The sequence below is a fragment of the Streptomyces sp. NPDC057939 genome (assembly GCF_042887545.1).
Lineage (GTDB): Bacteria > Actinomycetota > Actinomycetes > Streptomycetales > Streptomycetaceae > Streptomyces.
Map to the genome: position 1 here is coordinate 47800 of NZ_JBHVPG010000007.1, position 14647 is coordinate 62446.

A 14647-nucleotide genomic window follows, 5' to 3' on the forward strand; every position below is an offset into this window, starting at 1 on the left:
ATCCGGGGCGGGCACTCGGAGTTCTGCGTTCACTTGGCCTTGTCGATGGTGCTGCGGGCCGCGAGGCGGAAGTCCTTGACGGCTTCGTAGAGGGTCCGCTCCCGTTCGGCGGCAAGGGCGAGGTCGTCGGCCTTGTGGGTGGTGTTTCCCGCACGGGCGTTCTCAGCCATCCGTCGCATGACGTGCGAGAGGTCGCTGGAAGCGGCGCTGACGCGTTCCGCTGCTTCCGCGAGGGCCGTTGGCCCTTCGAGGATGACGATTTCACAGGCGCGGTGTACCTCCCGGGCCAGGGTGATGAAGCGGGCTATCCGCTCATCGATGTCCGGCAGGTCGGGTTGCTCCGAACGCAGCGCGTCGAGCACGGCGTCCATCGCGATGTCACGGTCGTGGAGCGCGCTGAGGTAGCCGGCGTAGGCGTCGCGGCGATGCTGGCGACTCCATTGGGCGTGCTGGGACCGCGACTGAGCACGGCCGTTGACGATTGCGGCCCCGAGGGTGGTGGCGGAGCCGACGGCGGCGCCCAACAGCGCGGCGAGTCCAGAGTCCATGGGCTCCAGTCTGCCGTCCCTCCTGGCCATCCGGTTCGCCGGGGCTTCGGCCCTGCTTGTGACGTGCCGATGGGGTGCAGGACTCGCCGAATGCTGCCTGGGACGGTGCAGATCCCGTACGACCCGTACGAGGGCGGGCGAGGCGCAGTCAGGCGGGTGTGCGATGCCGCGGGCCGTGCACTCGTCGTGGTAGGCCGAGGTGGGTTGCGGTCGGCCACCGCGACCACGCACCGCAAGGCGAGTGGCCGCACCCTGTGCCCGCCCATCCGCCGCCCCGGCCGTGACGGCTACTCTGTCGAGGTTCTCGTCGGCGGTGCAGGTCGACACCGCAGTCGAGTCGTACTGCACCTTGGACCGGCGAGGCACATTGAAGATCAAGGCACACGTGCCTTGTGGGCATTGCCTCGGGGACGGGTGGGACGACCATGGGGGACGTGTGGGAGTCCTGCGTGCGCCGACACGAACCTGGCCCCGCGGTTTGCAAGGGGGCGTACATGAACAACAAGGTCAAAGGTCTCGCGGTCGTGATCGCTGGGCTCGGCGTATTGGCGGCGGGGGGTCTGCTCTCTCCGGACGGCAAAAGCTCCGCCGGTAACGGCTGGAAGGCGGAGCCGGACTCGGGCGCGCCGAAGTACACCGGTCCGGACCCGCTCCAGGAGGACGTCCTCCAGGACTTCAATTCCGTAGCCGCGTCGGCAGGCTTGGGACCCGGCATCGCCGGCGGCGGTGTGGTGAACGCGGCCGGGTGCGTGGCAGCCCAGAATCACATCGGCACGACGAGCGACGCGCAGCTGACCGTGATCGTGGACCGACTGGCCGACCACGGCTGGCGCATCACCCAACGCCGGACCGCCGCCCCTGTGGCGGTGGCCCTGTCGAAGGGCACCTGGAGCCTGGTCGTCACCCCTGACCCCCCAGGCGGCACCCAGTACCTCTCACTCACAGCGATCCGCAACACTCCCGCCTGCGAGGGCCGGCTCGCCGCCCCCTGAACCGAGTTCGTGCGCTTCCGTCCAGCAGAGGGCCGATCGCCGACCGACGGCGGTCAGTGGGGGATCCGCCGGGACGGCCGGGTGACGAGATCTTCGCGGAACTCGGCGATCCGCGAGTGGACCTGACGTATCAGCGAGGTGTCCTCGATGCGGTCCAGGTAGAGGCAACGGGCCGCCAGGGCGGGCAGCTCGAAGGCGAAGCACAGTGACATCAGCGGGTTCACGAAGAGCTCGCCGCCGCTGGTGCGCTCGGTGAACCGGACGTCGCCGAACGCACCGCGCACGGCCGCCGCGATGGAGCCGTTCACGATGCTGGGGCGATCGGGGGTGTGTTCCTCGGCGTGTGCCACAGCGTCCAGGTAGAGGGCGCCCTCGCGGGTGGCCCGCGAGATCGAGAACGCCCCGAGGTACGCCCCGTCACGTTCCAGCGCCGCGATGTTCTCCAGTACCAGGCCGTGGCTGACGCCGTGGTACGCGTCCACGCCGAAGCCGACCGATACGACGAGGCGCTCCGGTACGTCGTCCAGCGCCGCCAGCGCCGCGACGCTGGTCAGGTCCTCCTCGGGGGTGCCGAGCCCGGCTTCGTCGCCGCGCATCAGGATGTCCGTACCCCCGTCGACCAGGACGATCGCGTCGATGCGGTGGAGGTCGATCAGGGCCCGGTAGGCGGCGCGCAGGGGCTGGACCCCGACCTGCGGGAAGGCGTACACCGTGGACGGGTAGCCGAGCCGCCGGAGCCACTGGGCGAGGGTCCGCTCGGGGAAGTAGGCCTGGTGGGGTGCGGTCTCGGGGGTGATCGCGGCGAGGTCGGGTGCCGCCCAGTCCTCCATCGGCAGACCGGCGAGGGAGCTGAAGGAGAGGTTGGCCAGGTGGACGTCCTTGCCCTGGTGCATGAGCGAGAGGGCGATGGGGAGCCCTGCGTAGATGTCGAATCCCCCGCCCGCGCCGGCTATCAGGACGCGTTCGGCACGGTCGAGTCGGGCGAAGAGCGGGTTGGTGTGCAGGGCAGTCATGCCGATCATTGTGCGGGGCCGCGCGGGGATCGCGCCCCGGAATTTCCGTGGTGGGGGCGGCGGTGGCGGTATGTCGGGGTGCGGTCACGTCGAGTTGCTGCGCGACGGCATGGCACACCGCACTGGGGTATGCAGCGCACCGAGCGCGACCGGGCTCCTTCGGGCAGGCGCATTCGTGCGGTGTCGGCACGGCCTCGGCCGGTGCGCCACCGGCGGTCCGGTCCGTGCGTTCGGCTCGCGTGGGCCGGTGAATCGCGGTTTCGTGGAGTGAGGGGTTCTCGCCACGCCCCGCCGCGGCGGTGCGGTCGGCAAGAGCCCGACGCCCGACGCAACGGAGGAGGGCCGACCATGCGCCTGTCCGGACTGACCAGCGGCCGCCGGCAGCGCGCGGCCGCGCTCGTCGCCGCGGCGGTCTGCTCGACCGTACTCAGTTGGCCCGGACCCGCCGCCGCTCGGGTCACGCCGTCTCCCCCGGTGGGCATTCCGCGGCTCGACTGGCGTCCCTGCACGCCCGGCAGCCCGTACGACTGCGCCACCGCCCGCGTCCCCCTCGACCATTCCGCACCCGCCGGCCGCACCATCGACCTGGCGTTGGTCCGCAGGCAGGCGACCGATGGTGCGCGGCGCGTCGGAACCCTCTTCGTGAACCCGGGTGGACCCGGCGGCCCAGGGACGGTACAGGTCCCGCAGAACTACGACTCCTTCCCGAAGGAATTGCGGGAGCGGTTCGACATCGTCAGCTGGGACCCGCGCGGCATCGGGAACAGCACGGCGGTGAACTGCTTCGACGGCACCGACGCCGCCGAGGCGTGGGGGCGTACCAAACCGGTCGGCTTCCCCGTGGGTGAGAAGGAGCGCACCGCCTGGATCGACGCCTACGAGGACCTCGGCCGGCGCTGCGAGAAACACGACGCCGACCTCCTGCGCCACGTGTCGACCGCCGACACCGCCCGGGACCTCGACCTGCTCCGGCAGGCCGTGGGTGAGCCGCAGCTCAACTACTTCGGTGTCTCCTACGGCACGATCCTCGGCGCCACCTACGCCAACCTGTTCCCCGACAAGGTCCGCGCCATGGTCCTGGACAGCAACATCGCGCCCTCCGCGTGGACGAACGGCGGCCGGCCCGACGCCCGAACTCCCACCTTCCTGCGCATGGGTTCCGACCTCAGCGCCTCAGCCACCCTGAACCGGTTCCTCGACCTGTGCGGATCGGCCGCCACGGACCGCTGTGCCTTCTCGGCCGGCGATCCGAAGGCGACCCGCGCGAAGTTCGATCAGCTGATGCAGCGTCTCAGGGCCAACCCGGTGGACACGTGGACGTACGCCAGGACGGTCGCGGACACGGTCACCGGCCTCTACATCGTGGACCCGGGCCGGGCGAACCTCGCCCGCCGCCTCCAGGACCTGTGGGAGGGGCGGACCCCGAAACCGGCGGTGTTCCCGCCCCCGCCGCCGGTCGCCAACCCCGAACCGTACCTCGGTGACGAACAGGCGATGGCCGTGTGGTGCGGCGACAGCCCCAACCCCCGTGATCCGGCCGCCTTCCACGCTCTGGAGGAGAGCAGCGCCCGGCGGGCGGGCGACGCGGGCCGCTTCTGGACCTGGGCAGGAGAACCGTGCGCCACTTGGCCTGCCCGGGCCGCCGATGGATACACCGGGCCGTGGAACAGGCCCACCGCAAACCCCGTCCTCGTCGTCGGGACCACCTACGACCCCTCCACCTCGTACACGGGCTCCCAGGCCATGGCGCGGGAACTGGCCAACGCCCGCCTCCTCACCCACGACGGGTACGGCCACACGGCCCTGTTCAACAACGCCAGCACCTGCGTGAAGACGTACGAGAGCCGGTACTTCGTAGACGGCACGCTGCCACCGCCCGGGACCACCTGCCGCACGGACAAGCAGCCCTTCTCCTGATCGTTTCCGAATCCGGTCCGTATCGGTGCCCTGCTCGATGGCGCCCGGACCGACGGTGCGTTCGGAGCGGGTCGTGCGGTCCTGTGCCCAGGAGCGGCCGGGGGAAGGGCCTCGCCTCGTTGAAGGTTCTGCGCGGGCCTCGAAACGGGTCACTCGATCCATGTCCTCCAACGTGCCGGTTCCTCGCATTCTTGCCACGTTCCCAACGGAGTCCTCCGGCTCCGCCTGAACATCCAGAGTCCGGCGCACCGTTCGGCGGGCGCCGGGGCCCGCCTGTCGTGCGCGGTGCCGGTCTGGGCTCAGAGGGAGAGGTGCTGTTTGGCGCCGGATCCGGATCCGGATCGCGGTGCGGGTCCGTCGGCCGTGGCCTCGGGGCCGATGTGGTGCTGCTCGTCCTCGGGGCGGCCCTTCCTGGGCAGCAGGAAGGTGATCGCGAGGAAGACCACCAGCAGGCACGCCTGGACGATCAGCGCCCGGTGGAAGCCCCCGGTGAAGTCACCGGTCTTGGCCTGGCCGAAGAACACGGAGCCGAAGACCGCGACGCCGATGGAACCGCCGACAGCCTGCACGGCCGACAGGACACCGGAGGCGGATCCGATCTCGTCGTCGTCCACCGCGGCCAGGATGAAGCTGAACAGGGCGGCGATCACCATGCCCGCGCCGACGCCCGCCACCGTCATGCCGGGAACGATGTCCCAGATCGAGAACGAGGCGGCATCGAGGGCGTCGAGTTCCAACCACAGCACGGCCGCGCCGGCAAGCTGGACCAGCGGTCCGATCTGCAGCACCTTGCGGCCGATCTTGTCCGCGAGGAACGCGCCGCTGACCGCGCCGCCGATCGCGGTTCCGACCGCGAGGGGCAGATTGCCCAGTCCCGCCTCACCGGCGGTGAAGTGCCGGCCGATCTGGAGGAACAGGGTGAGCACGAGCTGGGTGCCGATGAGGCCGCCGAAGAACAGGGCGATGCCGCCGAGCCCGACGGTGAAGGCCGGCTTGCGCAGCAGGCCCGGGGTCACCAGCGGCTCGCGGCCGGAGGCGGCCATGCGGCGCTGCTGAAGGGCGAAGAGGGCGAACCCGATCACCGAGGCGGCCATCGACAGCCACGTCCACAGGGGCCAGCCCTCCTCCTGCCCCTGGTTCAGCGGCAGGACCAGCAGAGCACAGGAGAGCACGACCAGGGCGGCGCCGGTCATGTCGACGTGTACCGTGCGGTCGCCCGCCTTCCTGGGCACGAACCTCGCCGCGACGATCAGTGCCGCGATGCCGATGGGCAGGTTGATCAGGAATACCGACCGCCAGCCCAGGCCGAAGAAGTCGCCCTCGATGAGGAAGCCGCCCAGGACCGGACCGATGATGCCGCCCAGACCGAGGACGGGTCCGAAGATCGCGAAGACCTTGGTGAGTTCGGGGCCGGAGAAGTTCTCCCGCAGCAGGCCCAGGCCCTGGGGCAGCAGCATCGCTCCGGCGGTGCCCTGCAGCAGGCGGAAGGCGATCAGCGACTCGATGTTCGGCGCGACCGCGCACAGCAGTGAGGTCGCGGTGAAGGCCGCGAGCCCGACCAGGAACATGCGACGTCGACCGTAACGGTCGCCGAGCCGGCCGCCGAGCACCAGGCCGGCGCCCAGGGTGAGGGCGTAGCCGCCGATCACCCATTGCAGTCCGATGGAACCGGCACCGAGCGATCGCTCCAGGTCCGGTCCGGCGACGTTGACGATCGAGGCGTCCAGGAGATCCATGATCTCCGCGACGATCATCACTGCCAGGATCAACCACCGCCATCGGTAGGGCTCTGTCGTCTCGTGAGGCGTGGGGGACGGGGTCGGGGGCGGGGTCGGGGACGGGGTCGGGGACGGGGCATGCACGCGAGATACCTCCATGATGAAGTAATTCCACCATGAAGGTAAAATGAGCGCGGTAGGTTGTCAAAGCGGGGTGCGTGGACCCCGCGGCAGCCGGAGTGAAGTGTGGAGGCTCGACATGGAGGAAGCGGTGCGTGACGGTGTCGCGGAGCAGCGCGAGCGGCTCATGGAATCGCTGAGGATCTACGGCGGCCACTACTCCGAGCTCAGCCGGCGCTTCGCCACCTGGCTGGGCCTCCACTCCACGGACGCGACCGCGGTCCTGGAGATCGCCGCCGCCGAGGAGCGCGGGGCACCCCTGTCACCGGCGCGTCTGAGCGCGCGGATCCCCCTGTCCACGGGCGCCACGACCGCCCTGCTGAACCGCCTCGAAGCAGCGGGGCACATCACCCGCGCCCGCGAACACTCCGACCGGCGCATCGTCACGCTGCGCAGCGGCGGGCACATCCAGGAACGGGCGGACGAGTTCTTCGGCCCGCTCGCCCACCGCCTCGATGCGGCGATGTCGCACTACCCGCCCCGGTTCCTGGAACAGGTCGAAGCGTTCATCACCGACCTGAACGCCACCATGGACGGCCACCTCACGGAACAGGACGTGGTGACACCCCGCTCCCCCGGCAACTCCGACGATCCGACTCCCTGACCGCCATGGCGCCGATCACCGGCTGGGCGGGGCGGCCCCGCCTCAGCGCTCCCCCCACGCCGCGCTCGGCGACTGCTACGCCTCCTACTCCGGCGCCGGGGGCGCCGGACCAGGTCAGGGCCTGCGACCGATCCAGCCGCAGCCACCCGTCACCGGCCTCAGTCCTCACCATCGGAAGGCCGATCCCTTCCTCGCCCCCGCCGAAGGCGTGGCGACCTTGATCTGCTACCGCAGGCCAACCGAAGGGCGTGATGCTGACTAGCATCAACTCCTGTGATCACCGTCATCGTTACCATCTCACTGGCGTTCGCCGGCTGTATGGTCACCTATCTCAACGGCTTGCGCCTCGCGCAGCGCCAAGAGCGCCTCGCTCGCGTGAATCGGCAGCTCAGCGACTTCTACGGACCGCTGTTCGCCCTCACGGAAGCCAACAGCCGCATCTTCGGGGCCTTCATGGAGCGCAACGCTCGTCCTGACGGCAGGTCGCCCTTCGTACATGAGACTCCACCTTCCGACGATGAACTGGCCGAGTGGCGCTTGTGGGTCACGACCGTCTTCCTCCCGAACATTCAGGCAATGCGCGACCTCGTCATCAAGCGCGCCGACCTCCTGAGCGAACCGGAGATGCCGCCGATCCTGCTTCAGCTGTCCGCACACGTTTCCGGCTACGAGATCACGGCCGCCCGCTGGGAGCAGGGAAGCTACGACGAGCACCTGTCCGTAGTGCCCTTCCCCGCCGAGGAGATGGCCACCTACGCGCGGCACGGGTTCGCGCGCCTGAAGCAGCAGCAGAGCCGTCTGCTCGGTCAACGGCGAAACAGCTGACCAGGAGAGGCGACGTCTGCCGTGCGAGCTCCGCCCGTCGGGCGGAACGGTGGCGACACCCCACCCCTCGGGTTCACACCGCTTGGGCGAGAGTCCAAGGCGGAGCCGAAGCGCCCTCCCTGATCGGTCGAGTCACCCGCCCCCAGCCCCAGCCGGGCGGGCCCCGGGGATTCGTGCGCGAGCCTCCATGGCGCTGACCGGTGTCGGATCAGTGGCTCCGCCCGTGCGTCACCGCGGCTAGCGCACGATCAGCAGGGCTTCGACGTCCCCCTCGGGCGCCTGGTGGATGTGCGGGACGTCGGCCGCCCAACTGCCTTGCATGCCCGGCCCGAAGCTGCTGCCGCATGACGGCACGGCAGTGGACCGGCACGGCCGCCCTCCGGGAGTTCCGTCCCGATCGAGCGCCCGCACCGGCCCACCCGCCGACCCCTACGATCAGGGGGCGTCGATGAGTACTCGGCCGTCGGTGGGCACGATCGCCGCGAGCCCGTTCGCGTACGCGTTCTGCACGCGGGACCGCTCCGTCGCGTTGGGCACGGCGTTGGCGCAGGCCGTCCCGGCGCTGGAGCCGGACATCAGCTGGGAGCACGGCCCCGGCTTGGTGTCCGGCAGGCCCAGGCTGTGGCCCAGCTCGTGCGCCGCGATGCGCGTCTTGTCGTATCCCTGGCTCACGGCTTGCGAACCGAGTTCGACCCGCACCTGTCGACCCGGACGGACCGGGCCGAGCGTGGCCTGCGGCCAGCCGGTGGTTGCCACGATGACGATCTCCGCCCGGACGCCGGGCGCGGCCTCCACCAGCCGTACGTTGCTGACGTTCGCGTTCCAGGAAGCGACCCCGGCCGCGATGGCCGCCTCCCAACCGCCGGCCCGGCTGTCGTCATAGCGGAGCGTCACCACTGCTGCGGTGGCGTCCGGTGCGGGCGCGGGGGCAGCGGTCGCTCCGGTCGCCGCGGCGAGGACGAGCGCGGCAGCGGAGGTGCCTGCTTTCAGCCATATGCCCAGGGACATGTCGTCTTCCTTCACGCGTGGGGGACCCGACCCCTCGGCGGAGCCGGGGCACTGGAGACGCCGCCACCGCCCGCCTGTTGCCCGCGCGTTCGGACAGCCGCCCCTCCGGAGCCCTAAGAAGGTAGCCCCGCACTCGGCCAACCCGTCATGCACCTGCCAGCCAATTCAGGCGGGGACTCCGGCCGGTGCCCGGTCAGCGGGCGCCACCGTCCCAGGGCCGACTCCGACGCCCCCTGTCGGGTCCTCAGCGGGGTGCGCCGCACGGTCCGTTCAGCGCTTCGCCTTCTCCCATGGTTTGACCCCGAGCTTTCCGGTGGTTCCGAGGTCGAGGTTCGGGGTCACCGTCACCGGGTCGGCACCGGCCTTCGCGCGGACCCGCACGTAGGGGATGTTCGCCGGGGCGCCGGACTCGGTGGTGTTGCGCCAGACCAGGCTGGAGATCGCCGACTCACCGGGCTTGAGCGTGACGGGACGGGGCTGCCTGTCGGGCCCGTCGCCGGTGGTGATCTCAGCGCTGCCCTTGAGGATCTTGATGCCGTCGACAGGTTTGAGGTCGTCGTCCAGGAGCTCCAACAGTGGGTAGCCCTCGACGGCGTAGTCCCGCGTGCCGCAGTTGTCGAGGTGCAGGCCCACGACGCGCAGCCCCATGGCCGCGTCGCCCTTGTCCACGCTGACACGGATCCCGGAGGCGGGGCACGATCCCGGCTCGACCGGCGCCTCGCTCGCGGGCACCTTCGTCACTTCGAGAACCTTGGCCCGCGTCACCCGTGGCGCGGACGGCGGCAGTTCCCCGGCGCGGACCGTGCCCCGTACGGTCTTGCCGGGGCCGACGTCGCGCACGGTTGCCGTTTGGTTCATCAGGGCTTGACCGTCGCTACTGAGGAAGGTGAACACGACCGTGTAGGTCAGGGTCTCGGAGCCCTTGTTGGTGACTTCGTAGGCGGCGCCGGCCCCCGAGTCCGCTGGCAGGCGGTCGGCGGAGACGGAGACGCTGCGGGAAGCGGAGGGGGTCGGCTTCGGGAGGGTCAGCGAGGTGATCCTCACGCCGTCCCTTCCCGGGTCGTCGACCTGCGTACGGGACGTCGGATCGGAAGCGTTCGCACTCCCGGCGCCGACCTGCTCGGTCCCGCACGCCGTGAGCAGCACAGCGGTCGCGGCGAGAGCCGACAGGAAGGGAGCGGGGCGGGCACGAGCCGTACGGAGGGAAGCAGTTCTCAGCATCCGTTCATCTGATCAGGACGCGAACCCCGCGCATGTGGCGGAAGGCACAGTTCCTGTCATAGGGGTGTCACAGGTTCGGGGCGGGGCGGGTCGGGTCGGGTCGGTACATGGCCGGTGAGCGCGGTCGACGCCCGACTCCCGACTCCGGACGTCCCGTCCGCGTACCCGGGTGGCCTCTCGGCGGGGAGCTCGTACCGCACCGGGCAGGATGAGCCACATGACGAACGAGGGGAACATGGATTTCGCGCTGCTCCGTGGTGCGACGGGCTATTTCGTGCCGGCTGATGGCCCGCTTCCGGATACCGACCTGCGGGCGTTCCGAAGCGCTCTGTTCGCCGCTGCCCGAGTCGTCGGGGGCCAGGTGGGCGAGATGGAGGTCCAGACGTACCCGCGAACCTTCCACACCGCATCGGTCGTGGATCGCACGGGCGAGAGCGTCGTTCTGTGTCACGGCCATCACCCATGGATCGCCTTCGCGCAAGAACGTCGCAATTGGTACGCGGAGGAATTCCTCCACCCTCCGTCATGGGCATCGTCCTTCACCGAGGCAGGTTTCGCGGTTTTGAGCTACGAGCAACTCGCCACGCCTCTTTCCTCCATGGACACTTCGGTGCTCACTCGGGGCGAGTGGCGCCGGATTCGCTCCTACGGCATCGCCACGTTGGGCGGAGTGCTCTTCAACTCATGGGATTGATGCCCAGCCTGAGAGGGTGTCCGTGCGCGCCGATCCCCCACTTTCAACAGGGTCCGGTGCGCAGTCGTCGCCGGCAGGTGGTGGACGATCGCCGGAGGGCACGGCCCGCTCGATGCGCCGGAACGCATACGGAGCAGACGTACGCGCGCGGCCTCACACCAGGGATCTCAGCACGTCGACCTCACAGCCCGGCGCGAACGGGTCGAAGCCGTGCTCGATCAGCCAGCGGACTCCCAACAGGCTCCGCAACGACCACCACGCGTTGATCACGTCGAGGTCGACGTCGGCGCCGTAACCGGCGAGGACGTCGTCGAGGTGCTCCTCGTGTCCGAGGGTGAAGGTGGCGAGGTCGTACAGAGCATCACCCCGTCCCGCCTCGGACCAGTCGATGATGCCGGTGACTTCGTCGCCATCGACGAAGACGTGCGCGATCTGAAGGTCGCCGTGCGTGAACGCCGGAGTCCAGGGTCGGAGCGCGGCCTCGGCGACCCGGCGGCTACGGGTGACCAGGTCAGCGGGCAGGAGGCCGTTTGTCACGAGCAACCTGCATTCGTCGTCGAGCTCCGTCGCCAGGGCGACGATGCTCCGTCCGGCCCGGCCGGGGCGGGGCGGCAGCGGCGCGTCGTGCAACTGACGGATGGCGGCGCCCGCCGCGGCCCACGCCGCCGACGATCCGGTCGACGGCCCACCGAGGCGCCCGAGAGTCGCCCCCGGGAGCGCAGCGAGCGCGAGCACGGGCGGCTTGCGCCACAGGACTTCCGGGGTCGGGATCGGCGCGAGGGACATCGCCTCGACCTCGACGTCGATGCGCGCTCGATCGGCGTCCACTTTCAGGAACACGTCGCCGACGCGCAGGGTCGCGCGCGCGGAATGGGCAACGATGACCTCGACCTCATCCATGGGCGCCCAGTATCCCGGAGGTGACCACCGATGTCGCCGGATTTGTCGCATGCGCCTCCTCAGCCGGCCGCGTCCCGCTACCCGCCAACCTCATGCTCGACGCAGACCCCTTGACCGGATCAAGCGCGCCGGTTGATCAGGAACGGATGGGGCGGGAGCGCTTTTCGTTCCGTCAGAAGGGGGGCACGAGATCGCCGCGGCCATCGCTGTGGGGACCGCAGTCCCCGGGCTCATCCTGGAGAGGGTCAATGGCGGTGACCTGGTGGCCCCATGCCGTGAGGCACTTCCAGGCAACGTGCCGGTTGAAACTGTCGCTGCTGGTCTCCAGGATGCGGCGCGCGTGTCCGGCGAGGTGATCGCGACGCCGGGCAAGCGCGGGGTGTTCGGTGAGGATGAGCGCGGCGACGCCGGCGGCTTCGCGCACGTCCATGTGGCTGTCCCGCAGAAACGGCGCGACGGCACGATGGAGCATCGGACGCAGGTCCCGGAAGGCCGCCATGGTGTCGGGGGTGAGGCAGCCTGGGAAGTACTGCTCCATGCGATCGAGAGTCTCGTCGGAGGCGTCGTAGGCCGTGGAAGCAAGCCAGTTCAACATTGTCGCGCGGATGGGAACGTTCCGATAAGGCCGGAGGGTCATGGCCGCCGGGTGGGAGAGGATGCCGGCGACGTACATGGCGACCGGTGCGGCCGCTTCGTAGACGGTGTGCTGGTGACCGACCAACTCGCCAAGTTCCGACAAGGCGGCGACCTGCACCTTGGGATCAGGCTCCAGCAACCGCGCCAGGACTTCGGGAAGGTGTTCACCGTTCCCGGAGGACGTCTCGAACGAACCCCGATCAGTCTCCGCCAGGACTACCCGGTAGGGCGGCAAGTCGGCTTCGAGGGGCTCACCGTCCTTGGAACCGCTGTGATTCACGGGCCAAACCTGGACCGGCCTTCTGACACCACTCCCGTCCGGGCAGTTTGCAGCCATTCGCCCTTCCGGATGCCCGGTTCACCGGGTTCATCGCACCCGAGACACCTCCCGGGGTGGCCCGACGCGCTGACGGCTGTGACCGTCAGTGCTCCTCGTCCGGATAGTTCCAGTCCAGCACCACCTTCGCCGACGGCGCCACCTCTTTCACGTACCAAGCGACGGACTCCTCGAATTTCGGGCACCAGAGGTAGGAGCGGCTCACGATGATCGGGAAGTCGGTCTGCCCCTCGACGAACCAGCCATCACCCTCCTTTTCCACCGCCACCCGGACCTGGTCGGCGATGCTCTCGTCCCGCATCAACTCTCGGATCTCCCCGACGATCGCCTGCGCCTGTGCCTCGTCGACGACGTTCGACACCCGGAGATTGAATCCAATGTTCACTGACATGCCGGCAGGCTAACCGATCGATTCCGGTCGTCCAGTTCGCCCAGCCATGGGCGTTCCTTCGTGCTGGTGGGTGTCGCGGGGGTTGGGGCAGACGGGTTCACTCCCCACCGAGAGGCGCCCCGGTGTCAACGGACAGGCAGTCAATGGACCTTGAGGCCTATGTGGAGCGGACCCGGACCGGCCCGTGCTTCGTCTGTGCGTACCTGGCTACCGCGAGCAGCAGTTCCACGCACTGATGACGGAGAACGGGGTCCTTGCCCTGTCGCCGGACCAGGCGGTGCGATGGCCGCAGACCTGCGCGCGGCGGTCACCGCACGGGGCGTACTCAGGCCGGGATGATCGGGTCCCGTCACAGTTCAGTATTAGCGCCCCACCCGGCTCGGCGAAGGCGGGCCCGTCGGTGCACCGGCGACAGGCGGACAGTATGAAGTGCGGCAATTCCGTGACGACTTGGATGCTGCTGGGGACATCCCGCAGCAATTGGGCCCCGCAACCACCGTGGGATCGACGAGGCGGTGACGGGGCTCGCGCAGGACCTGGCGACCACCACGGGTAACGGCCTGGTGGCCCCGGCGGTACGCGAATCGAGCCGCCGACGAGCATTCGTCTCCGTCGAAGCCACCCGGGCCGTCGTCGTCGTTCAGTACCTCGGAGTGATCGCGGGGCCGGCTCTGGTTCACGGTGCCTGGCGTCGGCGTGCCCGTCGGCGCCCCTGTCCGGGTGACCTCGATGCCGCGGCCGTACCGGCACCGTCCTCCCGGCGTCGCCGCCGCGCTCGGCCTCCCGGCCGGGGGCACGTGCCGGTTCGCGGGAATTCGATGCCCGGGCACCGATGAGTTCTGCGGCATGCGGCGGTCCAACCCTATGCAAGCCCGAGATGCCCATCAGCCGCCCTGGAAGGGTGAAGAAGATGAAGTACATGATCCAGATGAACGTGCCCGCCGATCAGTGGGACGCCGTCATGTCCGGATACTCCAAGGAGGACATGGAGGCCATGTTCGCCCACATGAACGCCCTCAACGAGGACCTCACCGCCGCCGGGGAGTGGGTCGACGGGCAGGGCCTCGGCGGGCCCTCCCTGGTCAGGACGGTACGAGCCGGAAGCGACGGGCGCCCTCAGGTGACAGACGGTCCGGCTCACCCGGGCTCCATCCTGGCCGGGTACTGGGTGGTCGACGTCAAGAGCGAGGACCGCGCCCTGGAGATCGCCGCACGGGCGTCCGCGTGTCCGGGAGCAGGCGGGAAGCCCAGCAACGACCCGGTCGAAGTGCACCCGATCCCTGCGGACCCGACCCAGGCCTGAACCGGGCGCGCCCCGGAGGCGGAGGGCCCTGATCCGCGCCCGAGAACCCGAACAGCGCCCGGCACGGGCCGGCGGGGCGCGGGCTCGGGGCGGGCCGGGGCCGTACGGGGCGCAGGGGCGCGGGCTCCGGGCCGGCCGGATGGGGCCCGGGCTCCGGAGCCGGCCGACCTCCGCCGGTCTGCCGGGGTGGGTGACCGGCGGCGGCGGCACCTCGTTGTCCCGGCATGCGTGTGCGTGATGCTGCTGGGGCTCCGGAGGACGGGAGTCGCGTCGTAGCGGTGTGCCGCCGCAGGCGACGGGCGTTTCCCCCCGCGTCCCCTGGTGCTGATGCGGGTGCTGTCGGGCGGCGGGGCAACCGTG

14 protein-coding genes are annotated in these 14647 nt (G+C 70.0%); 6 read left to right on the forward strand and 8 right to left on the reverse strand.

Annotation, left to right across the window (positions count from 1 at the left end; genetic code table 11):
• Window positions 1-29: 29 nt before the first annotated feature.
• Window positions 30-548, reverse strand: a complete 519-nt coding sequence (locus tag ACFVS6_RS10725; RefSeq protein WP_389702596.1) for a proline dehydrogenase — start codon at window positions 546-548, stop codon at window positions 30-32.
• Window positions 549-1042: 494 nt separating this feature from the next.
• Between ACFVS6_RS10725 and ACFVS6_RS10730 the strand changes: the two genes are divergently transcribed.
• The gene (locus ACFVS6_RS10730) at window positions 1043-1540 is read left to right on the forward strand and encodes a hypothetical protein (RefSeq protein WP_389702598.1); all 498 of its coding nucleotides are present in this window, start codon (window positions 1043-1045) and stop codon (window positions 1538-1540) included.
• Between the two features lie 53 nt (window positions 1541-1593).
• On the opposite strand, the gene ACFVS6_RS10735 is transcribed toward ACFVS6_RS10730, so the two are convergent.
• Window positions 1594-2553, reverse strand: coding sequence for a DUF1152 domain-containing protein (locus tag ACFVS6_RS10735; RefSeq protein WP_389702600.1), 960 nt, complete (start codon window positions 2551-2553; stop codon window positions 1594-1596).
• 348 nt (window positions 2554-2901) lie between these two features.
• Between ACFVS6_RS10735 and ACFVS6_RS10740 the strand changes: the two genes are divergently transcribed.
• Complete coding sequence (locus ACFVS6_RS10740; protein ID WP_389702601.1) at window positions 2902-4470, forward strand: alpha/beta hydrolase; 1569 nt, start codon at window positions 2902-2904, stop codon at window positions 4468-4470.
• Window positions 4471-4769: 299 nt separating this feature from the next.
• Here the strand turns inward: ACFVS6_RS10740 and ACFVS6_RS10745 are convergent, their stop codons facing one another.
• Window positions 4770-6224, reverse strand: a complete 1455-nt coding sequence (locus tag ACFVS6_RS10745) for an MFS transporter (protein ID WP_389702603.1) — start codon at window positions 6222-6224, stop codon at window positions 4770-4772.
• A 223-nt stretch (window positions 6225-6447) separates the two neighbouring features.
• On the opposite strand from ACFVS6_RS10745, the gene ACFVS6_RS10750 reads away from it, so the two are divergent.
• Window positions 6448-6972 carry a MarR family winged helix-turn-helix transcriptional regulator gene (locus ACFVS6_RS10750; RefSeq protein ID WP_389702605.1) on the forward strand — a complete coding sequence of 175 codons (525 nt, stop codon included), beginning with the start codon at window positions 6448-6450 and terminating at the stop codon, window positions 6970-6972.
• A 273-nt stretch (window positions 6973-7245) separates the two neighbouring features.
• Complete coding sequence (locus ACFVS6_RS10755) at window positions 7246-7797, forward strand: hypothetical protein (protein WP_389702607.1); 552 nt, start codon at window positions 7246-7248, stop codon at window positions 7795-7797.
• A 435-nt stretch (window positions 7798-8232) separates the two neighbouring features.
• Here ACFVS6_RS10755 and ACFVS6_RS10760 read toward each other — a convergent pair whose 3' ends face one another.
• A complete protein-coding gene (locus ACFVS6_RS10760) occupies window positions 8233-8805 on the reverse strand; it encodes a snapalysin family zinc-dependent metalloprotease (RefSeq protein WP_389702609.1) in 573 nt (190 codons plus the stop codon).
• A gap of 270 nt (window positions 8806-9075) precedes the next feature.
• Window positions 9076-10026, reverse strand: coding sequence for a DUF4232 domain-containing protein (locus ACFVS6_RS10765; protein ID WP_389702611.1), 951 nt, complete (start codon window positions 10024-10026; stop codon window positions 9076-9078).
• A 217-nt stretch (window positions 10027-10243) separates the two neighbouring features.
• Here ACFVS6_RS10765 and ACFVS6_RS10770 point away from each other — a divergent pair, with 217 nt between their 5' ends.
• On the forward strand, window positions 10244-10720 hold the full coding sequence (locus tag ACFVS6_RS10770; RefSeq protein ID WP_389702613.1) for a hypothetical protein: 477 nt from the start codon (window positions 10244-10246) through the stop codon (window positions 10718-10720).
• Between the two features lie 153 nt (window positions 10721-10873).
• Here the strand turns inward: ACFVS6_RS10770 and ACFVS6_RS10775 are convergent, their stop codons facing one another.
• The 3 genes from ACFVS6_RS10775 to ACFVS6_RS10785 form a co-directional block, all read right to left on the reverse strand.
• Window positions 10874-11620, reverse strand: coding sequence for a phosphotransferase family protein (locus ACFVS6_RS10775; protein WP_389702615.1), 747 nt, complete (start codon window positions 11618-11620; stop codon window positions 10874-10876).
• 172 nt (window positions 11621-11792) lie between these two features.
• A complete protein-coding gene (locus ACFVS6_RS10780) occupies window positions 11793-12536 on the reverse strand; it encodes a hypothetical protein (protein ID WP_389702617.1) in 744 nt (247 codons plus the stop codon).
• A 142-nt stretch (window positions 12537-12678) separates the two neighbouring features.
• Complete coding sequence (locus ACFVS6_RS10785) at window positions 12679-12984, reverse strand: hypothetical protein (RefSeq protein WP_389702619.1); 306 nt, start codon at window positions 12982-12984, stop codon at window positions 12679-12681.
• A 910-nt stretch (window positions 12985-13894) separates the two neighbouring features.
• On the opposite strand from ACFVS6_RS10785, the gene ACFVS6_RS10790 reads away from it, so the two are divergent.
• On the forward strand, window positions 13895-14287 hold the full coding sequence (locus tag ACFVS6_RS10790; protein ID WP_389702621.1) for a YciI family protein: 393 nt from the start codon (window positions 13895-13897) through the stop codon (window positions 14285-14287).
• Window positions 14288-14647 lie beyond the last annotated feature (360 nt).